The organism is Microcoleus sp. FACHB-1515 (genome assembly GCF_014696105.1).
Lineage (GTDB): Bacteria > Cyanobacteriota > Cyanobacteriia > Elainellales > Elainellaceae > JAAUTJ01.
Window position 1 is genome coordinate 113,090 of sequence record NZ_JACJPO010000030.1, and the last position, 25,223, is coordinate 138,312.

The 25,223-nt window shown below is 54.7% G+C and carries 23 protein-coding genes; 12 read left to right on the forward strand and 11 right to left on the reverse strand.

The window, feature by feature from the left end; all coding sequences use genetic code 11:
* Nucleotides 1–437: 437 nt before the first annotated feature.
* The gene (gene lipA, locus H6F67_RS10735) at nucleotides 438–1,355 is read right to left on the reverse strand and encodes a lipoyl synthase (RefSeq protein WP_313926801.1); all 918 of its coding nucleotides are present in this window, start codon (nucleotides 1,353–1,355) and stop codon (nucleotides 438–440) included.
* A gap of 179 nt (nucleotides 1,356–1,534) precedes the next feature.
* On the opposite strand from lipA, the gene trxB reads away from it, so the two are divergent.
* Nucleotides 1,535–2,914, forward strand: a complete 1,380-nt coding sequence (trxB, locus tag H6F67_RS10740; RefSeq protein WP_190766147.1) for a thioredoxin-disulfide reductase — start codon at nucleotides 1,535–1,537, stop codon at nucleotides 2,912–2,914.
* Between the two features lie 53 nt (nucleotides 2,915–2,967).
* Here the strand turns inward: trxB and H6F67_RS10745 are convergent, their stop codons facing one another.
* From H6F67_RS10745 to petB, 4 genes are all read right to left on the reverse strand, one after another.
* Nucleotides 2,968–3,345, reverse strand: coding sequence for a hypothetical protein (locus H6F67_RS10745; protein WP_190766149.1), 378 nt, complete (start codon nucleotides 3,343–3,345; stop codon nucleotides 2,968–2,970).
* Nucleotides 3,346–3,473: 128 nt separating this feature from the next.
* Nucleotides 3,474–3,959 (reverse strand): anti-sigma regulatory factor, encoded by a 486-nt coding sequence (locus H6F67_RS10750; protein ID WP_242020590.1) that lies wholly within the window; start codon nucleotides 3,957–3,959, stop codon nucleotides 3,474–3,476.
* Between the two features lie 136 nt (nucleotides 3,960–4,095).
* Nucleotides 4,096–4,578 carry a cytochrome b6-f complex subunit IV gene (gene petD / locus H6F67_RS10755; protein WP_190766150.1) on the reverse strand — a complete coding sequence of 161 codons (483 nt, stop codon included), beginning with the start codon at nucleotides 4,576–4,578 and terminating at the stop codon, nucleotides 4,096–4,098.
* A 134-nt stretch (nucleotides 4,579–4,712) separates the two neighbouring features.
* Complete coding sequence (petB, locus tag H6F67_RS10760) at nucleotides 4,713–5,381, reverse strand: cytochrome b6 (RefSeq protein WP_190766152.1); 669 nt, start codon at nucleotides 5,379–5,381, stop codon at nucleotides 4,713–4,715.
* 194 nt (nucleotides 5,382–5,575) lie between these two features.
* Between petB and ctpA the strand changes: the two genes are divergently transcribed.
* The 5 genes from ctpA to H6F67_RS28350 all read left to right on the forward strand — a co-directional run bounded on the left by ctpA (nucleotide 5,576) and on the right by H6F67_RS28350 (nucleotide 10,515).
* Nucleotides 5,576–6,799: a carboxyl-terminal processing protease CtpA gene (gene ctpA / locus H6F67_RS10765; protein ID WP_190766154.1), complete on the forward strand. Its 1,224-nt coding sequence runs from the start codon at nucleotides 5,576–5,578 to the stop codon at nucleotides 6,797–6,799.
* Nucleotides 6,796–8,025 carry an HD domain-containing protein gene (locus tag H6F67_RS10770; RefSeq protein WP_190766155.1) on the forward strand — a complete coding sequence of 410 codons (1,230 nt, stop codon included), beginning with the start codon at nucleotides 6,796–6,798 and terminating at the stop codon, nucleotides 8,023–8,025. The genes ctpA and H6F67_RS10770 overlap by 4 nt, the downstream gene beginning before the upstream one ends.
* A gap of 91 nt (nucleotides 8,026–8,116) precedes the next feature.
* A complete protein-coding gene (locus tag H6F67_RS10775) occupies nucleotides 8,117–9,007 on the forward strand; it encodes a S1C family serine protease (protein ID WP_190766157.1) in 891 nt (296 codons plus the stop codon).
* 12 nt (nucleotides 9,008–9,019) lie between these two features.
* Complete coding sequence (locus H6F67_RS10780) at nucleotides 9,020–9,895, forward strand: S1C family serine protease (RefSeq protein ID WP_190766159.1); 876 nt, start codon at nucleotides 9,020–9,022, stop codon at nucleotides 9,893–9,895.
* Nucleotides 9,892–10,515 carry a response regulator transcription factor gene (locus tag H6F67_RS28350; RefSeq protein ID WP_190766161.1) on the forward strand — a complete coding sequence of 208 codons (624 nt, stop codon included), beginning with the start codon at nucleotides 9,892–9,894 and terminating at the stop codon, nucleotides 10,513–10,515. Before H6F67_RS10780 ends, H6F67_RS28350 begins: the two co-directional genes overlap by 4 nt.
* A 9-nt stretch (nucleotides 10,516–10,524) precedes the next feature.
* On the opposite strand, the gene H6F67_RS10790 is transcribed toward H6F67_RS28350, so the two are convergent.
* From H6F67_RS10790 to H6F67_RS10815, 6 genes are all read right to left on the reverse strand, one after another.
* Nucleotides 10,525–11,277: a carbon dioxide-concentrating mechanism protein CcmK gene (locus H6F67_RS10790; RefSeq protein ID WP_190766163.1), complete on the reverse strand. Its 753-nt coding sequence runs from the start codon at nucleotides 11,275–11,277 to the stop codon at nucleotides 10,525–10,527.
* Between the two features lie 24 nt (nucleotides 11,278–11,301).
* Nucleotides 11,302–11,922 carry a hypothetical protein gene (locus H6F67_RS10795; protein WP_190766165.1) on the reverse strand — a complete coding sequence of 207 codons (621 nt, stop codon included), beginning with the start codon at nucleotides 11,920–11,922 and terminating at the stop codon, nucleotides 11,302–11,304.
* A gap of 31 nt (nucleotides 11,923–11,953) precedes the next feature.
* On the reverse strand, nucleotides 11,954–13,621 hold the full coding sequence (locus H6F67_RS10800) for a ribulose bisphosphate carboxylase small subunit (RefSeq protein ID WP_190766167.1): 1,668 nt from the start codon (nucleotides 13,619–13,621) through the stop codon (nucleotides 11,954–11,956).
* A gap of 95 nt (nucleotides 13,622–13,716) precedes the next feature.
* Nucleotides 13,717–14,019 carry a EutN/CcmL family microcompartment protein gene (locus H6F67_RS10805; RefSeq protein WP_190766169.1) on the reverse strand — a complete coding sequence of 101 codons (303 nt, stop codon included), beginning with the start codon at nucleotides 14,017–14,019 and terminating at the stop codon, nucleotides 13,717–13,719.
* 7 nt (nucleotides 14,020–14,026) lie between these two features.
* Nucleotides 14,027–14,368, reverse strand: coding sequence for a carbon dioxide-concentrating mechanism protein CcmK (locus tag H6F67_RS10810; protein WP_190766171.1), 342 nt, complete (start codon nucleotides 14,366–14,368; stop codon nucleotides 14,027–14,029).
* Nucleotides 14,369–14,458: 90 nt separating this feature from the next.
* Nucleotides 14,459–14,767 (reverse strand): carbon dioxide-concentrating mechanism protein CcmK, encoded by a 309-nt coding sequence (locus H6F67_RS10815; RefSeq protein WP_190766173.1) that lies wholly within the window; start codon nucleotides 14,765–14,767, stop codon nucleotides 14,459–14,461.
* A gap of 667 nt (nucleotides 14,768–15,434) precedes the next feature.
* On the opposite strand from H6F67_RS10815, the gene H6F67_RS10820 reads away from it, so the two are divergent.
* The 6 genes from H6F67_RS10820 (at nucleotide 15,435) to H6F67_RS10845 (ending at nucleotide 25,165) form a co-directional block, all read left to right on the forward strand.
* On the forward strand, nucleotides 15,435–17,264 hold the full coding sequence (locus H6F67_RS10820; RefSeq protein WP_190766175.1) for an NAD(P)H-quinone oxidoreductase subunit F: 1,830 nt from the start codon (nucleotides 15,435–15,437) through the stop codon (nucleotides 17,262–17,264).
* A gap of 19 nt (nucleotides 17,265–17,283) precedes the next feature.
* A complete protein-coding gene (locus tag H6F67_RS10825) occupies nucleotides 17,284–18,846 on the forward strand; it encodes an NADH-quinone oxidoreductase subunit M (protein WP_190766177.1) in 1,563 nt (520 codons plus the stop codon).
* A gap of 22 nt (nucleotides 18,847–18,868) precedes the next feature.
* The gene (locus H6F67_RS10830) at nucleotides 18,869–20,002 is read left to right on the forward strand and encodes a CO2 hydration protein (RefSeq protein ID WP_190766179.1); all 1,134 of its coding nucleotides are present in this window, start codon (nucleotides 18,869–18,871) and stop codon (nucleotides 20,000–20,002) included.
* Between the two features lie 383 nt (nucleotides 20,003–20,385).
* The gene (locus H6F67_RS10835) at nucleotides 20,386–22,221 is read left to right on the forward strand and encodes an NAD(P)H-quinone oxidoreductase subunit F (RefSeq protein WP_190766181.1); all 1,836 of its coding nucleotides are present in this window, start codon (nucleotides 20,386–20,388) and stop codon (nucleotides 22,219–22,221) included.
* 32 nt (nucleotides 22,222–22,253) lie between these two features.
* Nucleotides 22,254–23,822, forward strand: a complete 1,569-nt coding sequence (locus tag H6F67_RS10840; RefSeq protein ID WP_190766183.1) for an NADH-quinone oxidoreductase subunit M — start codon at nucleotides 22,254–22,256, stop codon at nucleotides 23,820–23,822.
* Between the two features lie 35 nt (nucleotides 23,823–23,857).
* On the forward strand, nucleotides 23,858–25,165 hold the full coding sequence (locus tag H6F67_RS10845) for a CO2 hydration protein (protein ID WP_190766185.1): 1,308 nt from the start codon (nucleotides 23,858–23,860) through the stop codon (nucleotides 25,163–25,165).
* Nucleotides 25,166–25,223: the final 58 nt, after the last annotated feature.

The window sequence follows — 25,223 nt, forward strand, 5'->3', positions numbered from 1 at the left end:
TTTTGTTTTCATTTAATCAAACCGGAAATCAAGATATCAAAATCACAACCGAACTTCACCGCATATTTACGCAGCGATCGAGAGAAGCACTTTTCACTTTACTCAAACTTCACGAAGAGACTGAAGACACCGCAATCCCACGCAGTGTTTGGCAAAAGAACGAGCATTAATCGGCTTCTGGGCTGACAGAATGGCCGAGCGGCAGACGCGATCGCAGTACGTACTGCTCAGACAAGATGTAAAGAAAATAACTGCGATCGATTCAAAGCAAAGTATCATGCAGCACATGAGTTCAAGGATTACTGAGAAAATCACAGCATCTTTGTGTCATCTAAACTCGATGCCTTCTCCAACAGCATTAGAACAAGATCTAGCGCTGCCTAGCCCTAGAAGTAGTCAAATATACAATCTTTTGTGACTTCCAGTGCGAGCCGACCTTATTGGAGCGCAGGAGATGGCTGCACAGCGCGAGGATAGCGCTGCATCAACTGCTGCACCTGTTCGGCATGATAGGAACTACGAGTCAACGGGGAAGAAACCACCTGCAAAAAGCCGATCGATTCACCGAACTGCTGCCATGCCGCAAAGCGATCGGGCGTGACAAATTCCTGCACGGGCAAGTGTTTAGGACTGGGCTGAAGATATTGCCCCAGCGTCAAAATATCGCAGTCTGCCGATCGCAAATCGCGCATCGCCTGCTCAATTTCGGCATCTGTCTCGCCCAAACCGACCATTAGCCCAGATTTTGTATAGACCCCAGATGCGATTTCTCTTGCGCGACGCAGCAGTTCGATCGATCGCGCATAGTCACCTTGCGGACGCACACGGCGATACAAGCGGGCGATCGTTTCGGTATTGTGATTGAGCACTTCTGGTTTCGCCGCGAGAATTTGCGCGAGTGCTTCCCAGTTGCCGCACAAATCAGGAATTAAAACTTCGATCGTCGTTCGTGGCGAAGCTGCTCGAATGGCTTCGATGCAGCGCTGAAATTGTGTCGCGCCGCCATCGGGTAAATCGTCGCGATTGACAGAAGTGACAACGACGTGGTTGAGCCGCATTCGCCGCACGGCTTCGGCTAAGCGATCGGGTTCGGTCGGGTCAAGCGCTTTTGGTTTTTTTTCAAAGTCGATATCGCAATAGGGACAAGCTCTCGTGCAGGCAGGCCCCATAATCAAAAAGGTGGCCGTGCCGTGATTGAAGCATTCGCCAATGTTGGGGCAAGAGGCTTCTTCGCAAACGGTGTTGAGGTCGAGATCGCGCAAAATTTCTTTGACTGTGCCGACGCGCTCCCACTGCGGCGCTTTGACTCGTAACCACGCTGGCTTCACCGTCACGGGCGATCGACTCCCTTTGATACCGCCCTTTATCCTAACAGAAGTCCGGGCTGGAACGGTTGCTCGATCAGCCTTGCAAGCAGCGGTTTTTCTGCGCTTTTATGACGTGGCGGTGCAGGAGGGGCGATCGCTTCTCCTTGCGCGGCTTGAAATATTCTGTTACAGTATTAAACGTAGTCGTTATGAGTTTGCTTAGACCCATGACAAATCCAACGATAGAGAACTTGGTAATCATTGGCTCTGGCCCAGCGGGTTACACTGCCGCGATTTATGCCGCACGAGCAAACCTGAAACCTTTTATGTTTGAGGGCTACCAAGCAGGCGGGCTGCCAGGTGGACAGCTTATGACGACCACCGAGGTTGAAAATTTTCCTGGCTTCCCGGAAGGCATCACTGGCCCGATGCTGATGGATCGGATGAAGGCACAGGCAATTCGCTGGGGCGCAGAACTGGTGACGGAAGATGTGACGTTCGTCGATTTCAGCCAGCGTCCGTTTGTGATTCGATCGGAAGAACGCGAAGTGCGGGCGCACAGCGTTGTGATTGCCACTGGCGCAACGGCAAAGCGGTTGGGACTGCCGCTAGAGCATCAGTTTTGGAGTCGCGGCATCTCAGCCTGCGCGATTTGTGATGGCGCAACGCCAATTTTCCGCAGCGCAGAACTGGCTGTCATTGGCGGTGGCGACTCGGCAGCGGAAGAAGCCGTTTATCTCACGAAGTATGGTTCGCACGTGCATCTGCTGGTGCGGGGCGAAAAGATGCGAGCCAGTAAAGCTATGCAGGATCGCGTCCTCAGCAATCCAAAAATCACGGTTCACTGGAACACCGCCGTTCTCGATGTGTTTGGCGAATCCGACCACATGAAAGGCATTCACATTAAGAACAACGCAACTGGAGAAGAAGGCCAGCTTCACGTCAAGGGCTTGTTCTACGCGATCGGCCACACGCCCAATACCTCGCTCTTCCAAGGTCAACTCGACCTTGACGACGTTGGCTACATTGTCACCAAGCCCGGATCGGTCGAAACCAACATTGAAGGCGTTTTCGCAGCAGGCGACGTGCAAGATCATGAATTCCGGCAGGCCATTACCGCAGCCGGAACCGGATGCATGGCGGCAATGCTGGCGGAACGCTGGCTGTCATCACACGATCTGGTGCAGGAGTTTCACCAGACAGAATCGGAGCGTCCAGCAGCAGAAGTGCATCACAAATCTGAGGAAGAGCAAGCTTCGGAATTCGACGTGAATCGCACTCGGCACGAAGGCGGCTACGCTTTGCGGAAGCTATATCACGACAGCGATCGCCTGATCATCGTCAAATACGCTTCTCCGACCTGCGGCCCCTGCCACACGCTCAAACCCATCCTCAGCAAAGTAATCGACGAGTTTGATGGGCGCGTCCACTATGTCGAAATTGATATTGAGCAAGACCCCGAAATTGCAGAATCGGCAGGCGTGACGGGAACCCCAACCGTGCAGTTTTTCAAGGACAAAGCGCTGGTGAGCGAGTTCAAAGGCATTCGACCCAAGAGCCAATATCGCGAACTGATTCAAACGCAGCTTGAAGCAGTTCCCGTCTAGGCAGAACTTACAGATACAAAAAAGGCAGTCTTCCGACTGCCTTTTTTGCGAATCTAATCCTCTAATTGTGAAACAGGAACTTCGATCGCATCCACATCCACTGTTCCCGGTGGCGTCAATCGATGAAAATGTCCGTGATGAATGGTCAGCGGCTCACTGCAATTCGGGCAGCGCAACTCGCTGTTGTTCATCGCGACAAATTGCGTTTGGCAGACCGGACAAGCATCTTCAATCAGATTGCGCTTCAGCCACCAGCGCAGCACAAAAAATCCGATCGCTGGCAGCAGCAGCAGCAGCCCCAACAGAAAGACCAGCGATTTCACCAGCCAGCCCAAACCGATCGATCCCAGCAGCCAGATTACGGCCAGCAAAACTAGCCAGGAGCGCAGGCCAGCCAGATTGATTTGCAGCGTTCTAAAATTTTGATTCACAGCTTTACTTACGGCGATTCGGATCGTGACCAATGCGCCGCTCTCCTAATCCTTAGTCTACTGAAGCGATCGCAGCAGCGATAGATTAGATAGCCGTACTCGATCGGCGGATTCTGCCACCGCTAGGGCTATCCGGTTGCACAAGCGGGCGATCGCGCCGGAGTTGCCCGGTACTTCACAATTAACAGACAGTTGCGCTCGTCTCCGTCCCGCTCATACAGCACCTGGTCGGCCAAGCGGCGCAGTAAAAACCAGCCGTAGCCGCCTTGCCTCAGCGTTCCAGGTTTCGGTTCTTCAAGCTGGTTGGGGTCAAAGGGTTTGCCGTGATCCCAGATGCGGATTTCAAAACGATCGTCCCACAGCGCGAGGTCGATTTCGATCGCCGTTTCGATCGGCAGATCATGATGGGCGTGCCGAACCGCATTGGAGAAACCTTCAGTCAGGGCAAGGCTAAGCGGGTAAAGCTGTGGCTTGAGCCAAAAAAGCTGCGTGGTGTATCGAGCACAAAACTGATCAAACCATTCCTGCACTTGGGTGAGGACGCAGATATTGCTTTGAACTATCAATCGATCGCGTCGTATCATCTGCCGAAAGCCAGACTGCCTTTTCAACATGAAGCGATGAATCGTAGCAGAGAAAGTGAAAACGCCCGTGTTGTTCTTTCTGTTGCGACTAAACAAGTCAAACCACTTGCACGCGCACCCACAAAAATCAACACAGGCGAAAAAATCGATCGAACCGCAGTGGAACTTAGAACAAGCCCCAGGTCAGCGACTTGTCGATCGGGAAGGTTGCACCGACACCCAGCCAGATTGTCACGAGTGTGCCAAACAGAAAGACAGTCGTGGCAACCGGACGACGGAAGGGATTTTGGAACTTGTTGACGTTCTCAATGAAGGGAACGAGCATCATGCCCAGCGGCACAGAACCCATTGCGGCCACACCCAGCAGCTTGTTCGGCAGGATGCGGAGCAGTTGGAAGACCGGGAACAGATACCATTCCGGCAAAATTTCCAGGGGAGTTGCGAACGGATTGGCGGGTTCACCCACGCCAGCGGGGTCAAGAACGGCCAGCGCGGTGCAGCAGGCGATCGTCCCCAAGATCACAACCGGGAAGATGTAGAGCAGGTCGTTCGGCCAAGCGGGTTCACCGTAGTAGTTGTGACCCATGCCCTTTTTGAGTTTTTCGCGCAGTGCGGGATCGGTCAGATCCGGCTTTTTCACAGTTGCCATAGCTTCTGAGGACTCTTCTAAAGGATCGAGATGAAAAAGAAGTGGCTAGCTTGCAGCTATCGATTTGACTTAGTGTACCGGAGGTACAGCGCTGCGTTCTGCTACCGAAAGATACACTTTCAACAATTCTTAATTTACAAGGGGCCAGAAATGCCTTGCTTGCGGATCATCAAGAAGTGCAGCAGCATGAACACGGCAGTCAGCCAGGGCAGCACAAAGGTGTGAGCGCTGTAGTAGCGAGTCAGCGTGGCTTGTCCGACGCTATCGCCACCGCGCAGCAAGTCCGCAATCAGATGGCCGACGACCGGAATTGCTTCAGGGACACCCGAAACGATCTTGACCGCCCAATAGCCGATTTGATCCCAGGGTAGCGAGTAGCCCGTCACGCCAAAGGAAACGGTGAGGACGGCGAGGATCACGCCTGTCACCCAGGTGAGTTCGCGGGGCTTTTTGAAGCCGCCCGTGAGGTAGACGCGGAAGGTGTGGAGGATCATCATCAGCACCATCATGCTGGCCGACCAGCGGTGAATGGAGCGAATTAGCCAGCCAAAGCTCACATCCGTCATGAGATAGCGCACCGATTCAAACGCTTCTGTGACGGTGGGATGGTAGTAGAACGTCATGGCGAATCCAGTGGCAAACTGGATCAAGAAGCAAGTCAGGGTGATGCCGCCGAAGCAATAAAAGATATTGACGTGGGGAGGCACATACTTACTGCTTACGTCATCCGCTAGCGCCTGAATTTCGAGACGCTCTTGAAACCACTGGTAGGGCTTCGAGTCAGTAACCTGCTTAGTAAACATGCAGCAATTCCAAAAGATATATTGCCTTCTCTTAAGAATGTAACATAGCCCTCAGGCAGATGAGGCGGCGAAAACATCGGAGTTTTCAGGGGTTGGTTGCGATCGCGCCTCGCCTAATTGAGAGAAATTCTGCGCTCGAAGCTTTTCCCCTTTACAAACGTGGCGAGAATCGAGCGAACGATTAAAATCTGTTTATGAGAAATTTCCTCCTTCGCCTTGGTCTTGTTTTAATATTGCTAGTTTCGATCGGGCTGGGTGCGGCACTGCCCGCCCAAGCGCTCAGCGAAGAACAAAAGCTTTTAAGTGAAGTGTGGCGCATTGTCGATCGCGCTTATGTAGACGAAACTTTTAACCATCAAAACTGGTGGATGGTGCGCCAGCGCGTCCTCAAGCAGCCGCTCACGACTCGTGAAGACACCTACAGCGTCATTGAAAACATGCTGGCGAGTCTAGACGATCCGTTTACGCGACTACTCAAGCCTGACCAGTATCGCAGCCTGCAAACGAATACATCGGGCGAGCTGACGGGCGTGGGGCTGCAAATTGCCCAAGATGAAGGCGAGCTGCGGGTGATTGCGCCGATCGAAGGCTCACCTGCTGAGCAGGCTGGAATTTTGGCAGGCGATCGCATCCTCAAAATCAACGGCAAATTTACCAAAGATCTCAGCCTAGATGAAGCTGCTGCTCAGATGCGCGGACCTGTTGGCAGTCGGGTGGCGCTGACGGTGGGACGTGAAGATGCCGAGCCGTTTGACGTGGAAATTGTGCGCGATCGCATTTCGCTCAACCCTGTTATCGCTCAGCTTCAGGAGACCGAAGGTCACAAGGTCGGCTACATTCGCCTCAATCAGTTCAATGCGAACGCCACGATGGAAGTCGCGCACACGATCAGCCGCTTTGAGCAGCAGGGTGCGGATGGCTACATTCTCGATTTGCGAAACAATCCAGGTGGACTGTTGCAGGCAGGAATCGAAATTGCGCGATTGTGGCTGGAGGACGGCACGATCGTTTACACGGTCAATCGCGAAGGCATCCAGGATAGCTTTGAGGCCAGTGGTCAAGCACTCACCGATGATCCCTTAGTTGTGCTGGTGAATCAGGGAACGGCCAGCGCCAGCGAAATTTTGGCAGGCGCGTTGCAGGATAACGGACGGGCGCAGCTTGTGGGCGATCGCACCTTTGGCAAAGGCTTGATCCAATCGCTGTTTAACCTGTCCGATGGTTCCGGGCTGGCCGTGACGATCGCCAAATACGAAACGCCTGCCCATCACGACATCAACCGTCAGGGCATCACGCCAGATGTCACGATACCGCTCGACCCGATTACGCGAGAACAAATTGCGACACCAGACGATCGCCAGTATCAAGCCGCGATCGATCTGCTGCTGCATCCGTCTGTGGTGGCGGGAGCCGCTTGAGTCGGACTTACCACGATCCCCTGCATGGCGCGATCGCGCTCGACAGTCGCGATCCGGTCGAGTCGCTGCTGATTGATTTGATCGATACGCCAGCCTTTCAACGATTGCGGCGGATTCGGCAGCTTGGACCAGCCAGCTTGACGTTTCACGGCGCGGAGTCGTCCCGATTTACGCATTCTCTGGGCGTGATGGCGATCGCTCGGCGGGCGTTCGATCGCATTGCTACGCACTATCCGCAGCTACGTCCGCATCGGGCGACGGTTTTGTGTGCAGCCTTGCTGCACGATATCGGTCATGGGCCGTTTAGCCACACTTGCGAAGAAGTGTTTGGCAGCGCTCACGAGCATTGGACGAGTCGGATTCTGCACGAATCGAGTCCGGGGCGGGAGTTGCTCGATCGCTTTGACTGCGACTTACTCAACCACATTCAGCAGGTTTACACGAAGCAGCATCCGGTTCCTTTAGTTTGGCAGTTGGTGACGAGTCAGCTCGATTGCGATCGACTGGACTATCTCATGCGCGACAGCTACTTTACCGGAGCGTCTTACGGCAAATTGGATCTCGATCGCATCCTCAGCGCCATGCAGTTCGATCCGGTCAGTCAGCAGCTTGTCGTCGCGAGTAAAGGGTTAGCGGCGATCGAACACTATTTGATCGTCCGCTACTTCATGTACTCCCAGGTCTACAACCATCCCAAAAATATTGCCGCAACTTGGGTGCTTGAACATGCGCTCAGACGAGCACGAGAACTCACAGTTGAAGCCGATCGAACAGTGACCGCTTGGCTGACAAGTGACTGTAACCGTTTGCCGCTCGCGCAATATCTAGCGGCAGATGATGGCGTATTCACCTATCATCTTCAGCGCTGGCAGGATCAGCCCGATCGCATCCTCGCTGATCTATCAAGGCGGTTTATCGATCGCGATTTGCTCAAGGCGATCGAAGTTACACATCTGCCACCCGCCGCACAACTCGAACTGCTCGACAAGGCAAAACATCACCTGCGGCAGCTTGATTATGAAGCCGACTATTACGCCGGAATTCGGACAGCTTTAAGTCGCGGCTATACGCAATATCAGCGCGGAATCAAGCTGAAGACGCAAACGGGCTTGCAGGAAATTAGCGAGCGATCGCCCCTGATTCGTACCTTAACCGAACCTGTTCGCCGCGACTGGCTGCTGTTTCCCCACGAGATTGAATCGATCGTGGCGCAAATGACTCACTAGCCGATCGTCTAGGGTGCAGCCTACTCAATGAGTCGATGGCGATCGCCCGTCTCGCCTCGCATCTTAAAAGAAGGAAGCGAGGGAGACGCAAATGAGCGCAACGTTAGCAGAATTATCCAACAGTTTATCGAGTGCGATCGCGCAGGCAGGTGAAAGCATTGTTGCGATCAATGGACGCAGACGGTCAGCGAGCGGCATTCATTGGCAGTCGGGAATTATCGTCACGGCGGAACACATGCTCAAGCGTGACGAAGAAATCGGCATCACCTGGGCAGACGGAACAACCAGCAACGCAACCTTGATTGGACGCGATGGCGGCACGGATTTGGCCGTTTTGCGAGTTGAGGGAAGCGATCGCCCCACCGTCCAAATCGCCAATCCAGAAGCGCTGCAAGTCGGCAATTTGGTGATGGCGATCGCTCGTTCCGCAGAAAGCGGAATCAGCGCCAGCATGGGCGTGATCAGCGCGTTGGGCGGCAGTTGGCGATCGTGGCACGGCGGGCAGATCGATCGATTCATTCGTCCCGATTTGACGCTCTATCCAGGCTTTTCGGGCGGCGCACTGATTGACACCGAAGGGCAAATCATTGGCATGAATACGGCAGGGCCGCGCCACTGGACACTGACGATTCCCGCTGCCACCATTCAGCGCGTCGTCGATCAGCTTGGGCGCGGACGAATTGCCAGAGGCTATCTCGGTTTGGGAATGCAGCCTGTGCAGTTGCCCGACAGCCTCAAGTCAAGTTTGCGGCTTGCGGGCGGCGGCGTCATCGTGGTCAGCGTGGAGCCAGATGCGCCTGCCGATCGCGCTGGCGTGTTGATTGGCGATATCATCGTTCGCTTGGCCGACCAGCCGATCAGCGATGTGCGCGATGTTCACGCGCTGCTTGACCCCGATCGCGTCGGTCAGCCGCTTCCTGCTGAGATTGTCCGGGCAGGAACGCTAACGCAACTGACAATCACCGTTGGCGCACGGCCATAAGGAGCAGCAATCATGAGCAACACAACCCTAAGCAATCCAATCAACGCAGCGATCGCCCACCTTGCCGAAAATCTCAGGCGATCGACCGTTCAAGTTTCCACGCCCAACGGCGAAATTGGATCAGGCATCATCTGGCGATCGAACGGTCTGATTATCACCAATGCTCATGTCGTATCGGGAGCAAGCGCGATCGTGCAACTTGCGGACGGGCGCAGTTTCGCCGCACAAGTGACGCAGCCCGACGATCGCCCTGGTCGATCGCGGCGGCGATGGGGACGCGATCTGGCGGCGTTGCAGATCGAGGCGACGGATTTGCCTGCGGCGGCGATCGCCTCATCCAGCAATTTGCGAGTGGGCGATCTCGTTTTTGCAGTCGGACATCCGCACGGTCAAGCAAGTGTGACGATGGGCATTGTTCACACGCAGTCGCAGCAGCCTTGGATTCAGGCGGATATTCGGTTAGCTCCTGGCAATTCGGGCGGCCCCTTACCAGATGCACAAGGTCGCGTCGTCGGCGTCAATACAATGATCGTGCAGGGCTTGGGATTTGCGATTCCGAGTGAAGCGATCGAAACCTTTTTGCAAAACGAATCGCGTCCGCGCCTTGGTGTCACCCTCCAGCCCGTCCTCGTTTCCACGTCTGGACAGCCGCGCTTGGGACTGCTGGTTTTGACGGTGGAAAGTGACAGTCCGGCTGCGGACTCGCTGCTGGTCGGGGATGTGCTGATCGGCGTGGACGGCTGGCCGCTACGGAACGTGAACGATTTCACGCAGACGATCGCCACCAAGCAGTTTGGGGAATCAGTGCAAATCGATCTCCTGCGCGGCGGCAATCGCCAAACCCAATCGATCGAACTGGCTCAACCGGAGAGGATGCAGGTGGCGTGATTCGCGTTTTAGTTGCGGCCAATTCCGTTGTCGTGCGGGCAGGGCTGGAAGCGATCGTCTCCACCAGTTCTGCTCTATCGGTTGTGGGCAGCGCAACGCTGGACGCGATCGATCGGCAAATTGACGTGCTTGCCCCGGATGTTGTGCTGCTTGCTTGGGATTTGGAAGATGATTTGAGCGCAATTTTGTCCAGCGACGATCTGGGGACGATCGCGATCGTCTTGCTGGTCGAAGAACTCTCTGGCAGCATTGCCGAAGGTCTGCGGCAGCAGGTGCGCGGCATCTTGCCCACTTGTGCTTCGGAGCGAGAAATTACGATCGCCATCGAAGCTGCCAGTGCCGGATTGACCGTGCTGCATCCGGGCGCGATCGATGCCCTGCTGCCTAATTTGCCGATTGCGCCGCAGCCCGTTTCGCCCACGCAATCGCTGACGCCTCGCGAAGTTGAAGTGCTGACGATGATGGCGGAAGGGTTGGCGAACAAGTCGATCGCCCGTCGTCTACAAATTTCCGAACACACGGTTAAATTTCACATCGGCTCGATCTTCAGCAAGCTTAACGCCACGAGCCGGACGGAGGCTGTGATGCTCGGCGCACGCCAAGGCTTGATTTTGCTTTAGCGCGATCGCCTACTGCTGATCCGGCGTTGAAATCGACTGGCGATCGGGCAGTTCCAGTTCGACCAGTTCTTTTTGCGTTTCTTTGAGATCGAGCGGAATGGCGATCGGTTTGGGTTTTTCTAGCCAGCAGCTTGCAACCGGAAGCGTTTGTTCCAAATCGTCGAGCGGACGGGGAATCACCATCACCGAGTGGAATTCGCCAATCCGTTCGGCTTCGTGCATCCCCGCTTCGACAGCAACCGCGACATCCGAAACGCGACCCCGGACGATCGCCGTACACAGCCCGTCGCCGACCATTTCATAAGCGGCAAGCTGCACGTCTCCGGCTTTTAGCATCGCGTCTGCCGCGCCGACCATTGCCGGAAAGCCGCGCGTTTCCAGCAGACCGATCGCCTGATTGCTGAGCTTGCTGAAGCCGCGCTGTTCCGAGAGGTTTGAGAGGCGACTGCCGATCGGTAAAACCACTTCCAAATTTGGAAGTGGACGCGGAATAATTGTTTTGGAAATTAGTTGATGAAAATCTTCTGCGGTTTCTGCTCCGACTTCGACCGCGATTCGCACGTCGGAGATGTTGCCGCGCACCACTGCCGTACAGTAGCCGCTGCCGATTTTTTCGTAGCCAACTAGGGTAACACCCGAAGATTTCAGCATCATGTCTGCTACGCCGACGATCGCCGGAAAGCTGCGCGTTGAAACCAGCCCCAGCGCTCGATTGCTAAAATCTCGCTGAGACGGTGCGAGCCTTCCGTCGTTTGCCTGCATCTAGACCTCCATAACAACCACGACTTAAGTCGAATCGGAATCCTCAGCGTTGGGCGGCGAACCGTTGAGCATTTCGCGGTAGGGAAACAAAGATCCCATCAGTCGATTTAAGGCAGCTTTGCCGTAAATCGGACTGGCTCCCAGCGGCGGATTTTGCAAAATCGGATCAGTGACAGTCGGCGGCGTAATCGCCGTTTCTGCCTGCGATTCGATCGGCTGAGGTTCGATCGCGGGCGGCGCGATCGGAGTTGCCACTGGCGGCGAAAAGCTGCTCTGTGAGCCATCCGCGATCGACATCTGCCGTCCCCTCTCGCCCATCAGCGTATCGGCTGCAACAAGCTGATCCGGCGCAATTTCAACGTTCCACAAAGTGGATCTTGCGCCGATGCAGGCGTTCGCGCCGATTTGTCCACCAATGACTAGCACCCCAGCACCGAGCGTTGCGCCCGACGCTACCTCTAGCATACCTTGGTGGGCATGAACGACGCTGCCCATTCCGATACAGACATCGGCAGCAATCACCAGACGGCTACCAGGATCGGCTTGCAGCAAAACGCCAGGGGCGATCGTCGCAGTGGGCGCGATCGAAACATCGCCGCTGACGCAGAAATGTTCGTTGCAAATGGGGTGTAGCGGCAGTTGCATGGTTGCTCCTCAACCCGCCGCAGCGGATTGATTACGGCCTTTGAACGATCGCTTCTCCCACTCGCCGCTTTGACTGCGTATCGATGCCAAAAATTCGCACATATTCTCGCGGGTGTTCGGCAATGCAAGCTTCTAGAGCGGCGATCACGTCGGATTCGCGGTTGCTGTCGATCGGGCGGCAGCTTGTCCAAGAACTCGTTTGGAAACGTCGTTTATCCGCGTGTTCCATGCCGATTCGCAACCCTTGGCGAACCAGACTGCGGACTTGATCAATCGCTTCCCCGCTCAAACTGCTTGATCCGCTGTGGCTAGGCTGTGAGTAAGACGATGGGGTTTGCGAATAGCTGCTGCCGTTGCTGCTCGAATAAGCAGTTGGGACATAGGTGGAAGTGGTCGATCGAGCCGACTGATCGCCCGGACGCTGCACGATCGTTTCACTGATGCGGCGTTTGCTTTGCGTGTCAATGCCAAAAATGCGGACATATTCGCCTTGATGCTCGGCCATGCAAGCTTCAACCGCAGCGATGATATCGGACTCGCGAGACGACTGAGCGGGCGGGCAGCTTTTCCAGGAACTCGTTTGGAAGCGGCGAGCATCGGCGTACTCGACGCCAATTCGGTAGCCCTGACGAACGAGGCTGCTGACTTGCTCTCCGACTGAAGCATTACCGCCGCCAGAGTTGCTGCTTGGTGCTGGGCTAGGCGCGTAGCTAGAGGAAGAATAGCTCGCGGAAGTCGATCCAGACGTACTCAAGGCGGGAACTTTGTCACCCGGACGCTGCACGATCATTTCCGAAACGCGCCGTTTTGCCTGCGGATCGATGCCGAACATCCGCACATATTCGCCGCTGTGTTCAGCCAGACAGCGGTTGAGTTCGCTCATCACGTCTGACTCGCGGGTCGCCTGGATGGGCGAACAGGTTTGCCAGGAACTCGTTTGAAAGCGGCGCGAATCTGCGTGTTCTGTGCCAATACGGTAGCCTTGCGCTAGCAGGTGACGTACCTGATCGACGACTGAAGCCATGTTGCCTTGCCCTTGATAGTGGTTGGAATCGAAAGAAGAATCGGTTTGCTTTGCGGCGTAAGCTTGTTCAAGTTCGCCGCGAATGGTGGCGATGCGAGTCGGTTCGTCGCGAGGGGCGTCGTTGACTTCGACGACATGCGTGGCGAATTCGACATCGGTGGACTGCACATCCGGAAGGCGATCGGCCTGCTGCTGCGTCGTGATCACCGACCCAGACGGCACATATTTTCCCGGCGGAATTTCCACATCTTGAATCAAAACATGCATCATGACGATGCAGCCTTGACCAATGCGGGCGTTGAAGATGGTCGATCGAAATCCGATGAAGCAGTCGTTACCAACATAGGCGGGTCCATAGATCAGCGACAAATGTGTAATCGAGGTATTTTTGCCGATCCACACCGAATATTGCTGCTGGTCGTCGCCGATCACGCGGCCATGCTCTAGGCCGTGAATAATCACGCCATCGTGGACGTTGCTGCCTTCGCCAACATGAAACGGGGTGCCTTCATCCGCACGAATTGAAGTTCCGGGCGCAACGCGCACATTCGCCCCGATGTAGACATCGCCAACAATGTTGGAGAACGAATGGACATGCGCCGTTTCGTGAATGCGCGGCTGCGCCAGGCTAGTGGCTGTGGCCGTTGGCGACGCAGCGTAACTACGGGCAAGCATAAATTAAGTTCCCTTCCTAAGACAGCAACACACGATCGATCGCTGAACCTCAAGGTCAGCTTCGCCCCACGCTCCACCTTCAACAGTCGTTTTCCCTAGCGGTCTTGGTCGCGCTTGCTGTAGAGCAAGCCATTACTGACGCTCACCGTGTCAATAATGCCGACTACTAGCGCATCGAGTGGGCGAGCCTCGCTGCCTCGCCACTGCCTCGCGGCACTGCCGCGACTCACCAAAACCCATTCACCCATGCCTGCCCCGACGCTATCGGCTGCCACTTCATACTCTGGCAAGGAATTTCCTTCCTCATCGAGCAGTTGCAGCAGCAAAAATTTAACTCCGGTCAGGCTTTGCTCCTTTTGAGTGCTAACGACGGTGCCGCAAACTCTCGCAATCTGCATGATGTGCTTACGGACGGTTCAGCGGACGAATGCCGCTGACGCTTTCGCGGAATGCTTCAACCGCCTCGGTGTAGCGAATGGGCAGCACATATTCGAGGTTTTCGTGCGGGCGGGCAATGATGTGCGTTGAAAGCACCTGACCACCACTGACCCGCTTGATGTTTTCCACGCCTGCCGCGACCGAAGCTTGCACTTCTGACACGTCGCCGCGCACGATGACGGTGACACGACCGCTGCCGATTTTTTCGTAGCCCACCAAGGTGACACGGGCAGCTTTCACCATTGCGTCTGCTGCTTCCACAACCGCAGGAAAACCCAACGTTTCGATCATCCCAACTGCAATAGCCATGACATTCTCCCTTCCAAGCAATAAATAATCGATCTCGATACCCAGTTTGGTGTGATGGAAACGACTGGCGATCGCTCCTCACACTTTGTGCTAACTCCGGAACTGCTCGACTGCCTCGGTGTAGCGAATGGGCAGCACATATTCGAGGTTTTCGTGCGGCCGGGCAATGATGTGCGTTGAAACAACTTCGCCACCATTAACACGCTTGGCCGACTCGACGCCTGCCGCGACCGAAGCTTGCACTTCTGACACGTCGCCGCGCACGATGACGGTGACACGACCGCTGCCGATTTTTTCGTAGCCCACCAAGGTGACACGGGCAGCTTTCACCATTGCGTCTGCTGCTTCCACAACCGCAGGAAAACCCCGTGTTTCAATCATTCCAACTGCAATCGGCATCGTTCCTCTCCTACAGAAAAAGCCAGTCTTATAAAAAGCGTTGTTTCTGAAAAATCGACAGGCAAGGTCAATTTTGTTTTCAGAAAAGCACCTTAAGATTTCCAATATTTAGAATACAGGTCAAGCGATCGCTTCCGCAATATAATCGGGCGTAATTGTATTTATGCCATAGATAAAAATCAATTATTAAATTGACTTTACTTGCAGTTGCTTACGCGAGATTAACGCCAGCCTCGGTTGTTCATCCCCTAAAGGTCAATATTATTAGTCAGAACTGCTGAGCAACCTCAGGCCACAATCCAAGCTTCGCTGCGATCGCTGTGATTGTTCTTTGAGCCAACTCATAATTTTTAATAATACCACTGATAAGCAAAAGTTCATTCAGTGCGTTCGACAGGACAGCTTCCGCTCGTTAAAATTCTTGTTCATCAGAAAACGTATGATTAAAAGAAATTGGAGAAATAAGACAAACAATTACGTTTCTCTGAGTACAGTGCTATTCTTCTGGTTAAGAAAATTCTCAAATACCCTCATAGCCTCGATCGCACAGGCTGCGGTGAGTTGAATTTCAAGCTGGCGTTCAGCAGTGATTCGCTCAACTAGCAGCCCTTTGTGCTTCCGAGGTTCAAGGTGATTTCTACAATGTTTATTTAAGGACATTTTTACAATGCCTCAGTTCCTGCTCCAGACGAGCTGGTGGGTTCCTGGCTACGGTTTGCTCGGTGCGGTGCTAACGATGCCTTGGTCGATCGGCATGATTCGACGCACTGGCCCTCGCCCTGCCGCCTACTTCAACATTTTGATGACCGTTTTGGCGTTGGTGCACAGCGTTTGGCTGCTGCAAGCAATTTGGGATTTGCCGCCGCAACCGCTGCTGGTTTCCTGGCTGGACGTTGTAGATTTGAATCTCACGTTTGCGCTGGAACTATCACGAGTCAGCGTTGGCGCAGCGGTCATCGTGACAGGGCTGAGCTTGGCTGCCCAAGTTTTTGCCTTGGGCTATCTAGAAAAAGATTGGGGACTGGCTCGCTTTTACGCGCTGATGGGCTTTTTTGAAGCGGCAATGAGCGGCATTGTACTGAGCGATTCGCTATTTCTGAGCTATGCCCTGCTGGAAATGCTGACGCTCTCGACCTATCTGCTCGTTGGCTTCTGGTACGCTCAACCGCTCGTCGTGACGGCAGCACGAGACGCATTTCTCACCAAGCGCGTCGGCGATCTACTGCTGCTGATGGGCGTCGTCGTTTTGGCAACGCTAGCGGGCAGCTTGAACTTTAGCGATCTCGAAGCTTGGGCGCGATCGACTCAACTCGCCCCACTTACTGCTACTCTCCTTGGCCTCGCCTTGATCGCTGGCCCGACGGGAAAATGTGCTCAGTTTCCCCTCAACCTCTGGCTCGACGAAGCAATGGAGGGGCCGAATCCCGCTTCAATCTTGCGAAACTCGGTTGTGGTTGCCAGCGGTGCTTATGTCTTGATCAAGCTGGAGCCAGTGCTGGCCGCTTCACCCGTCGCCCTCACAACGCTGATGGTGCTGGGAGCGCTAACGGCGATCGGTGCTTCCCTTGTGGCGATCGCTCAAATCGACATCAAGCGCACTCTGTCTCATTCCACCAGCGCCTTCCTTGGCCTTGTCTTCCTAGCAGTCGGAGCGCAGCAGAGCGAATTAGCATTGCTGTTTTTGTTTACGCACGCGATCGCCAAAGCGCTTCTCTTCATGAGCATTGGCTCGATCATCCTCACCACCAGTACGCAAGACCTGACGGAAATGGGCGGTTTGGGAAGCCGAATGCCCGCCACAAGCACGGCGTTCCTCATCGGGGCAGCTAGCTCGATCGCCCTTTTGCCGCTGGGCTGCTTCTGGTCGATGCTGAATTGGGCAGATAGCTTTTGGGATTCGATCGGCTGGGTGAGCGTTCTGCTGATCGTCAATGGCCTGACTGCATTTAATCTAGTGCGCGTCTTCAGCCTTGTCTTCACCGGATCGCCACAGCCGAAAACTCGTCGCGCCCCCGAAGTGCCTTGGCTGATGGCTGTGCCAATGGTGTCGCTGACGATCGTTGCTTTGCTCGTTCCCGTCATGCTTGCCACCTGGCATCTGCTGCCCACCAGCGAAACGCTCAACTACAGCGCAGTCGGTTCGCTGCTCACTTCGAGCGTTACGGGCTGTGGCTTGGGCGCACTGTTCTACCTCAAACCCCGATCGACCCGACCCGACACGCTCGTCGACAAATCCATTCGCGACACCTTGGCGTATGACTTTTGGATTGAGCGGCTATATCGACTCAGTGTCGTGTTGGGTGTGGTGCAGGGGGCGCGACTGATGGCTTGGTTCGATCGCTACATCGTTGATGGACTAGTGAACTTTGTGGGCGTTGCCTCAATTTTCAGCGGCGAAAGCCTCAAGTACACAATTTCCGGTCGAACGGGACAGTATTTGCTGACCGTGTTCACTGGCCTGATTCTCACATTTGCTGCTTTGCAGTGGTCGTTCTAGCGCGAGTCGGTAGGAGCTTATGTTAAGTACGTTGATTTGGGCACCGTTGGTTGGAGCCGCGCTGATCTGTCTGCCGCAACTGCCGCCTAGCCGGACGCGATCGATTTCCTTAGTCGTTGCTTCGTTCACCCTGCTGTGGACGATCGCAATCATCCTTCAGTTTGATCCGAGTTCTGCCGCTCTCCAGCTTTGCGAATCAATTCCCTGGATCGCACAGCTTGGCCTTAGCTATGAGCTTGGCGTGGATGGCCTTTCGCTACCTTTGATTGCCATTTGCAGCTTGCTGACCTGGGTATCGATCTACAGCACCGATAGTAATATCAACCGTTCGCGCTTGTATTTTGCGCTGATGTTGCTGCTGCAATCTGCCGTTGCGGGTGCGTTTTTGGCGCAAAATTTGCTGCTGTTCTTCTTCTTCTATGAACTGGAACTGATTCCACTCTATTTGCTGATTGCAATTTGGGGCGGGGCAAAGCGCGGCTATGCAGCAACGAAATTCTTGATCTACACGGCAGTTTCGGGAATTCTGCTGTTGGCGGCTTTCTTTGGGCTGTCGCTGCTGAGCGGATTTTCGAGCTTTGATTATGACGTGCTGCGATCGCAAACTTTACCGATCGCCACTCAGTTAATTCTGCTAGTAACGCTAATTGTAGGTTTCGGCATCAAAATTCCGATCGTGCCGCTGCACACTTGGCTTCCCGACGCACACGTCGAAGCGCCCACGCAGGCCTCCGTGTTGCTGGCAGGCGTTTTGCTCAAGCTCGGTACTTACGGTCTGCTGCGCTTTGGCCTCGGCCTGTTTCCGGATGCGTGGCAGATCGTCGCACCTTGGCTGGCGGTGCTAGCGGTTGTGAATGTGCTGCATGGTTCGTTTGTGGCGATTTCGCAAACAGATATGAAGAAGATCGTCGCCTACAGTTCAGTGGGGCACATGGGGTATGTGATTTTGGCGATCGCTGCCGCCACACCCCTCAGTCTGCTTGGCTCGGTCGTGCAAATGGTTAGTCACGGCTTGATTTCCGGCCTGCTGTTTCTGCTCGTCGGTGTCGTTTACTCCAAAACGGGAACTCGCGATGTCACTGTCCTGCAAGGCTTGCTAAATCCGGAACGGGGTTTGCCGCTGGTTGGCAGTTTGATGGTGATGGGCGCAATGGCGAGTGCAGGAATTCCGGGCATGGTCGGCTTCATTGCGGAATTTATCGTCTATCGCGGCAGCTTCCCAGTCTTTCCAATTCAAACGCTGCTGTGTATGGTCGGCACGGCGCTAACGGCGGTTTACTTCTTGATTTTGATTAACCGCACCTTCTTCGGTCGCCTGCCGGATAGTCTAGCGAATCTGCCTCGTGTCCGCTGGCAAGACCGAATGCCCTCGATCGTTGTGACGCTGTTTATCATCGCGCTGGGACTTCAGCCCAACTGGATGGTGCGCTGGAGCGAAGCCACCACAACCGCACTTGGCGACACAATGCACCGATCGATCGCTGCCGAGACCAGTCCGTCGATCGTGCGTCGCCAAGTTGCCTATGAAAAAGCAATCCAGCACTCCACACCCGCCGACTCAATTTCCGCTCTCGATCCGTAAACCTCCACTTTGAATTCAACCTATGGTGAGCCTGAGCCGCAAACCTTCCAGCCATCCGCTAGCCGCGATCGTCGATCGCATCGAATCTGGCGGCGCACTACTGCCCGACACGCCCGAAAATCTCATCGAAGTTGTTGGCATTCTCAAAAGCTACGGCGTTGTTCTCGACGCCTACTGGCGCAACCTCACCTTCATCGCCGAACATCAGTTTTTGGTGCTGTTTCCCTTCTTCAAATACTTCAACGGTGAAGTGACGCCCGCCAAACTGCTGAAGCACTGGTGGCACGATCGCATCAACTACGAATTTGCCGAATACTGCATGAAGGGCATGTTCTGGCACGGCGGCGGCGGCCTGGATGCCTATCTAGACACCCCGGAATTTGAGCAGCAAGCCAAGGCTGCGATCGCCGCCAAAGTCAAATCCAACCCGTTCATGAGCGGCATGAATCGCTTGTTTCCTGATTTTCTGCCGGAACAGGTGCGACTGCTGAGCTACTACAGCGCTCTAGGTCAGTTTTGGGAAATTATGAGCGAGATGTTTCTCAAACTTTCCGATCGCTACGATGCCGGAGAAATCGGCTCGATCGCGGATGTGGTCGCGCACGTGAAGCAAGGGCTGGTTGCGGCGGCGGCACAGCCAATTACTTACAGCGTTACGATCGACAAGCAACCTTACACGCTCATTCCGCAATCGGCAGGCTTGACCTTTCTGATGGATACGGCTGTGCCTTATGTCGAAGCAGTGTTCTTGCGATCGTTTCCCTTCTTTGGAACTGTTTCCTACAACGCCCAAGCACACCAAATTTCCCAAAATCAAGCGGATTTCAACTACGGTGCCCTGTTCGCCGATCCGTTGCCGATCGGCAGTGCAGGCATTCCGCCGACGCTGTTGATGCAAGATATGCGCCACTACATTCCGCCTTATCTTGAAGCCGTTTATCTGCAAGGACTGCGCGGCGAAGACGATTTGCGCGTCAAGCTCTGCGTCAGTTTTCAAAAGTCGATGTTTTGCGTTACAACCGCTGCGATTCTCGGACTGATGCCGCATCCGCTGGATACGACGAACCCCGAAGAACAGCAGACGAACCGCGCCTTTATTGAAAGCTGGCTCGATCGCCTCTTGCCGTCGCGCCTGCCTGACGTTCAGACAAGCTAAATGCTGTGAACTCAACTGCAATCTTCGATGCCGCTCTATAAGACGGGGCGGTGTTTTTCTATGGCTCGATCGCCTGAGATTGGAAAAAATTATCGGCACAGCGATCCCAAGCGCTTTACAGTGCTATCACAGGCTGTTTTTACCCGACTTTACCGATAAGTTCGGCTTGCAGGAGACATCAAGAAATTTCTATCGATCGCCTCCTACTTTTGTCTAAAATTTAGGGTTAAGCTACTAAAACATAGAAATTTTCAGCCTAAATTCATTCTTCTATAGAGCTTGTTTGATAACAATCATGGCTTTCACCCGATAAGCGGCAAGCGATCGAGAAGAATGAGCCGATTCACCGACGCAACAACCGACGCACAAGGATATCTTGCCCGATGACTGAGCTTCTCGCACAATCAGCTTGGCTCATTCCCTGCTACCCACTGATGGGAATGCTGCTCTCGATACTTTGGTTCCCTTCGATTACTCGGCGTACTGGCCCGCGTCCGGCTGGCTACGTGAACCTGATCATGACGTTTATTGCCTTTGCACATGGTGTTCTGGCGTTTCCTGCTGTGTGGCAACATGCCCCGATCACTCTAGAAGCAACCTGGCTGGAAGTAGCTGGCCTCAAGCTGTCGCTGCCGATCGAAATCTCTGGCTTGACGATCGGGGCGATCGTCCTCGTGACTGGCCTTAACTTCCTGTCACAGTTCTATGCCGTTGGCTACCTGGAAATGGATTGGGGTTGGGCACGATTTTTCTCTCTTCTGGCCTTGTTTGAAGCGGGGATGTGCGCCCTTGTGCTGTGCGACTCCTTGTTCTTCAGCTACGTAATTTTGGAAATGCTGACGCTGGGAACCTACCTGCTCGTCGGCTTCTGGTTCAATCAGTCGCTTGTGGTGACAGGTGCGCGAGATGCCTTCTTAACCAAGCGGATTGGCGATCTATTCCTGCTGATGGGTGTTTTGGCGCTTTATCCGCTGGCGGGAACCTGGAACTTTAGCGAACTGGCGCAGTGGGCACAAACCGCACAGGTTGACCCGAAGGTGATCACGCTGGTGGGACTGGCACTGCTGGCAGGGCCGATGGGTAAGTGCGCTCAGTTTCCGCTGCACCTGTGGCTCGATGAAGCGATGGAAGGTCCCATTCCCAGTACGATTCTGCGGAACTCGGTCGTTGTGGCAACGGGAGCTTGGCTGCTGGTGAAGCTCGAACCCGTCTTGGCCTTGTCGCCCACTGTGATGAATGCAGCGATCGCAATCGGAGCCGTCAGCGCGATCGGTGGAACCTTAATTTCGATCGCTCAAATTGATGCGAAACGCGCTCTGTCCTACCTCGTCACCGCCTACATGGGCTTGACTTTCATCGCGGTTGGCACAGGTCAAACGCAAGCCGCTCTGCTGCTCTGCCTCACCCACGCGATGGCAATGGGTCTGCTGGTGATGGGTACAGGCTCGATCATTCTCAACAACATTACGCAGGATTTGACGCAGCTTGGTGGACTGTGGAGCCGCCGCCCGATCTCCGGTTTGGCGGTTGCGATCGGCGGTCTTGGCTTGGTCGCACTGCCGCCGCTGGGTGGATTTTGGGCAATGCTGAAGCTGGCCGATGGTCTGTGGACGACTCGCCCGGTTTTGGTGGCGATCGTGCTGCTGGTGAACGCCCTCGCTGCATTCAGCGTCACCCGCACCTTTGGCGCAATCTTTGCCGGAAAGCGGCAGCAAATGAGCGAGCGATCGCCCGAAAACATCTGGACAATCACCGTTCCAATGACTTTGCTGCTCGGCTTCACGCTGCATCTGCCGATCATCTTGGATGCGCTTGATCTGCTGCCAAACTGGGCGGTGCTGAACAAAGATGTTGCCCTGTTGCTCACCTGGTCGAGCATCTTCGGCATCAGCATCAGCGGCGTTCTCTACATTGGTCAAGCCGTTGCTCGTCCGATTCATCTGCCCTGGAAGCCGCTGCAAGATCTGTTCGCCTACGACTTCTACACGCCGCGCCTGTATCGATCGAGCGTCGTTGGCAGCGTCGATCTCGTTTCGCGCCTGACCGATTGGGTCGATCGCTACCTTGTGGATGGCCTGGTGAACTTTGTCGGCATTGCCTCAATCTTCGGGGGCGAAACGCTCAAGTACGGCAACTCCGGCCAAATGCAATTCTACGCCCTGACCATTACGACAGGCGCGATCGCCCTAATTGCGATTCTATTAACCTTCCTGAATTAGCCTGCACTGCACCCTCACTTCTTACCGTTGTCATGCTTAGCTCTCTGATTTGGATTCCGATTTTGGGGGCGCTGGCGATCGCCCTTCTGCCAGCTTCCCTAGCAAATCGCGCTCGTTCCGCCGCGCTGGTGATCACGGGTGGCGTAACGCTGTGGACGCTGTGGCTGCTGGCTCAGTTCAATCTGACAGACGCAGGCTTGCAGTTTCAGGAATATCTGCCCTGGATTGAAACACTCGGCTTGAACTATCAGCTTGGAGCAGATGGCCTGTCGATCGTGCTGCTCGCCCTCAACAGCTTCCTCACCTGGATTGCGATCTACACGAGCAAGTCGGATATCGATCGCCCTCGCCTGTTCTATTCATTGATTCTGCTGGTCTGTGGCGGTGTGGCAGGTGCATTTGTTGCCCAAAACCTGCTGCTGTTCTTCTTGTTCTACGAACTGGAACTGGTTCCCTTCTACCTGCTGATTTCGATTTGGGGCGGGGCGAAGCGGCAATATGCAGCCGTGAAATTCTTGATCTACACCGCAACTTCTGGCGCGTTGATTCTCGCTGGGTTCCTTGGCTTGATCTGGCTGTCGGGCGCAAAAACCTTTGCCTATGAAGCAGTAATGGGGCAAACGCTGCCGATCGCCCTGCAAGTCACGCTGCTCGCCGTTCTTCTGGTCGGCTTCGGCATCAAAATTCCCCTCGTTCCCTTTCACACCTGGCTTCCTGATACCTACGTGGAAGCTTCAACGCCCGTCGCGATTTTGCTGGGTGGCGTTTTGGCGAAACTGGGAACCTACGGAATTTTCCGCTTCGGACTCGGACTGTTTCCTGAAGCTTGGGCGCAAATTTCTCCCTGGCTGGCAACTTGGGCAGCTATCAGCTTGATGTACGGCGCGATGGCTGCGATCGCCCAAAAAGACATCAAGCGCATGGTCGCCTATAGCTCGATCGGTCACATGGGCTACGTCCTGCTGGGTGGAGCCGCCTTAACCGCGCTGAGCTTGGTCGGTGCAGTCGCGCAAATGGTCGCGCACGGCTTGATTTTGGCACTGCTGTTCTACCTGGTCGGTTTGGTGGAAGCCAAAGTCGGAACTCGCGATCTTGATGTCCTCAACGGTCTGCTTAACCCGATTCGGGGTTTGCCGCTGGTGGCTTCGCTGCTCGTTGTGGGCGGCATGGCAAGCGCAGGAATTCCTGGACTCGCTGGATTTATCGCAGAATTTCTGGTCTTCCAAGGTAGCTACTCGGTTTTCCCTGTACAAACGCTGTTTGCAGTCGTCGGTACAGGTCTGACGGCGGTGTACTTCGTGATTTTGCTAAATCGCACCTGCTTTGGCCGACTCGATAATTCGATCGCCTACTTCCCGCCTGTCAAACAGGAAGAGAAAGCACCCGCTTTGATTTTGGTTGCCCTAATTTTCTTCCTGGGTGTGCAGCCGACCTGGTTGGTGCGCTGGACAGAATCCACCACGACGGCAATGGTCGCTGCTGTGCCAATGTTGCAACAAACCACAGAAGTTGTGCAGGTGTCGGATGCGACACCATCTGAGGACGTCACGATACCGTCTGAGGAGCGCTTCGCGATCGAAGCTCCGCACGAGTTGCGCTAATCATTCACTCTTAATTGCTCATCCTTACCGCTGCTATGACAACCACGCTGCCGCCTCAAAAAACCAAACTGCCGCCTTCGCAACATGAATTTGCCGAAATCATTCATCGCCTCGAAGCAGGCGGCGCAATGCTGCCCGACACGCCCGAAAACCTAATGCAGATCATTGGGCTGTACAAGGCTTACGCCGTGCCGATGGATTTCTATTGGCGCGATTTGCTCTACATTGCCGAGCGCGTCTTTCTCGATCCGCTGCCGTTCTTCAAATACTTTTTGCCGCAGGAATATCTTGATCTGCACAACCACTATGCCGGAGACGATGCCGATCTGCGAATCTGGCGCGGACAGGCCACCGCTCACCCGGAACTCCTAGAGTTCATGCAGAAAGGCGAGGTGAAGAAGAACCTGCCGAAGCTGCTGCATCACTGGTGGCACGATCGCATCAATATGGAGTTTGCCGAAGAATGTATGCGGGCGATGCTCTGGCATCGGGGAATGTACGTCCCTGTCAACCAGTTTGATCCGTATCTCGACACCGAGGAATATCGTCAGAACGCCGATCGCGCCATTCGCGCCTACTTCAAATACAATCCGCCAATGATGGCGCTGTACAAGGCTTTCCCGGAAATGTTCATCGAGAAAGTCCGTGAAATGTCGTACTACAGCAACCTGGGCTTGTTCTGGGAAGTGATGGCTCCGGTCTTCTTCGAAATGTCCGACATCTATGATGAAGGCGGCTTCAAAGGCGTACCGGATGCGATGAACTTTTTGGTGAACGGCATTTTTGCGATCGCCGGACGCCCAATCTACCATCACGTCTACATCCGGGGCGAATGCTACGAAATCATTCCCAAGTCAAAAGGCTTCACCTGGCTGTATGAAGCTGCGCTGCCCTATGTCGAAGCCGTCTTCTACCGCACCTCGCCGTTCCGGGGAACCAAATCCTACAACGCGCAGGCCGGAGAAGTTCCGAGCGACCAAAAAGATTTTCACTACGGCATTCTCTACGCCGATGTGTTCCCAGTCGGAACGGCAGGCATTCCGCCGACACTGCTGATGCAGGACATGCTGCACTTCTTGCCGCCCTACCTGCTGGAATATTACGACAAGCACTGTCGCGGCGAAGACGATATGCTAATTCAGCTTGGTATCAGCTTCCAGCGATCGATGTACTGCGTCACCTCTGCCGTCATCCAAGCCCTCAGAACCGCCCTGCTCTATCCGCTGGACGACCCGAATCCGAAGCACTTACAGGCGAATCGCGCCTTTTTTGAATCGCAACTCGATCGCTTCAAGCGCCCCGAAGCCCGCTTGCGGAATATCCAATCGCAAAACTACCGCTAGAGCATCAAGTTAGAAATGAATGCTAAAAAAGCCTCCTAATTCGATGATGGAATTAGGA